Below are 2,538 nucleotides of genomic sequence, written 5' to 3' on the forward strand. Positions count from 1 at the left end.
GGTTTATTTATTGCACAGAACCAACTAAATAAACCTTATTGAAGCGGCAGCTCCCGATTTCTTCAATCGGGACTATAGCGAAAAGAAGGACTATCGGAACCGACTGGCACTACAGTGGCTTTCCAAGCCCTTTAAAAGCTCGAAAACCTTCTACCTTAAACCTTTCACCTTCCACCTTTTTTACATATTTTTGGCGCATGAATTTTATTATTGCCGAAACACAGAAAGCTATTTTTGAACTTTATAAGGAAGAAGTAGCCGAAAGTGTAATCAACATACAAGAAACACGTAAAGAATTTGAAGGACAGGCAACAATTGTTGTTTTTCCGATTACCAAAATTTCGAAGAAATCGCCTGAACAAACTGCCACTGAGATTGGTGAATATTTGGTTGCTAACGTAACCGATATTACTAAATTTAATGTGGTTAAAGGCTTTTTGAACTTAAGCATTGCCGAAAGTTATTTCTTAAAACAATTTAACGAAGAAATTTTATCGCCTGATTTTGGCGTGTATGCATCGAACGGTAAAAAGGTAATGGTAGAATATTCGTCTCCAAATACCAATAAACCGCTTCACCTGGGGCACGTGCGTAATAACCTTTTGGGTTACTCGGTTTCTGAGCTGCTTAAAGCTTACGGTTACGATGTGGTGAAGGTAAACCTGGTTAACGACCGTGGTATCCACATCTGTAAATCGATGCTTGCCTGGCAAAAGTGGGGTAATGGCGAAACACCCGAAAGTACTGGCTTAAAGGGCGATCATTTGGTTGGAAAATACTACGTAATTTTTGATAAAGAGTACAAAAAAGAAATTGATGCTTTAAAAGCTGAGGGACAAACAGAAGAAGAGGCTAAGAAAAATGCACCATTAATTAAAGAAGCGCAACAAATGCTTTTGAAATGGGAGCAAGGGGATGAGGAAGTAGTTTCGCTTTGGAAAACCATGAACGAGTGGGTTTATGCTGGTTTTAATGTAACGTATAAAAACCTCGGAGTTGATTTTGATAAATTCTATTACGAAAGCAATACCTACCTGTTAGGAAAAGGTACGGTTGATGAAGGTTTGGCCAAAGGTGTTTTCTTTAAAAAGGAAGATGGTTCGGTTTGGATCGATTTAACTGCCGATGGTTTAGACCAGAAATTAGTTCTGCGTGCTGATGGGACTTCGGTTTACATCACACAAGATTTAGGTACTGCTGAGATGAAACACGACGATTTCAATATGGATGAGTCGATTTATGTGGTAGGAAATGAGCAGGATTACCATTTCAAAGTGTTGTTCCTGATTTTAGAAAAACTAGGCAAGAGCTGGGCAAAAGGTTTATACCATTTATCGTACGGAATGGTCGATCTGCCAAACGGCAAGATGAAAAGCCGTGAAGGAACGGTTGTTGATGCAGATGAGTTGATTGAGAGCATGGTAACCACCGCCCGCGAAAAAACAGAAGAATTGGGTAAAACCAACGATTTTAGTGAAGCAGATAAAGAAGAACTGTATAAAAATATAGGTTTAGGTGCTTTAAAATATTTCCTTTTAAAGGTTGAACCTAAGAAACGTTTGTTGTTCAATCCTGCTGAAAGTATCGATTTTCAAGGGAATACAGGTCCATTTATCCAATACACGCACGCGCGGATTAAATCGCTGTTGAGCAAGTCTGAGTATAAGTTTGGCGTTGGGAGTTTGGAGTTTGGCGGGATTAGTGACGTGGAATTAGAAATGATTCTGCAATTGGCAAAATACCCTGCAGAAATTGCTATTGCGGCTAGAGCTTATAGTCCGGCAAGTTTGGCCAACTATTTATACGAACTGGCTAAGCTATTCAACAAGTTTTACCATGAGGTACCGCCAATTGTAAAAACGGAAGAAGGTGAAGTAAAACAGTTCCGTTTAAACCTGAGTAAAAAAACGGCCGATATCATTCATGCCGGAATGCTTATTTTAGGTATTACTTCGCCAGAGCGGATGTAAATACTGTTGGCTGAAGCCAGCGGTAATGAATTCGGAAGAATTGATTTAAAAATTTATAGTGGTTAACGAACTGATTTTACTTTGTCTGGTAGCTTTTGCTGCCGGATTTATAGATGCTATTGTAGGTGGCGGTGGTTTATTACAAACCCCCGCCATTTTACTTATTTTGCCCCATTATCCTGTGGCTACGCTTTTAGGCACTACCAAAATCCCGTCAATGGCGGGTACAACGCTGGCTGCTTTCAAATATTCAAAACAGGTTAGTTTTAATTACAAAGTACTTGCGGCTTGTGCGATAACTGCGTTTTTAGCAGCATTGCTGGGCGCGTTTTTGGTAAGCAGGATAGATAATTCTGTCATCAAACCTATAATCCTCGTTGTGCTGATTTTAGTTGCACTTTACACCTACTTTAACAAACAATTTGGTATCCACCAGGAGAAAGACCATTCCCTTAAACAACAGGTTTTAATGGCTGCTTTATTTGGGATATTAATCGGTTTTTATGATGGTTTAATCGGGCCAGGCACAGGATCTTTTCTAATTTTGGTTTTCATTGCGGTATTGGGC

Annotated in this window: 2 protein-coding genes; both read left to right on the forward strand. The window is 39.5% G+C overall.

Annotated features, from left to right (window positions below):
* Positions 1 to 197 precede the first annotated feature (197 nt).
* The gene (gene argS, locus AC1DPQ_RS24380; RefSeq protein ID WP_477611147.1) at positions 198 to 1,970 is read left to right on the forward strand and encodes an arginine--tRNA ligase; all 1,773 of its coding nucleotides are present in this window, start codon (positions 198 to 200) and stop codon (positions 1,968 to 1,970) included.
* A 58-nt stretch (positions 1,971 to 2,028) separates the two neighbouring features.
* Positions 2,029 to 2,538 (forward strand): sulfite exporter TauE/SafE family protein (locus AC1DPQ_RS24385; RefSeq protein WP_477611148.1); only part of this gene is annotated, 510 nt, incomplete at its 3' end.

The sequence above is a fragment of the Pedobacter sp. 01T416_2 genome, assembly GCF_056398925.1.

Excerpts from the sequence above, each read along its gene's own strand:
- argS (WP_477611147.1), top strand. The coding sequence starts at position 198 with ATGAATTTTATTATTGCCGAAACACAGAAAGCTATTTTTGAACTTTAT.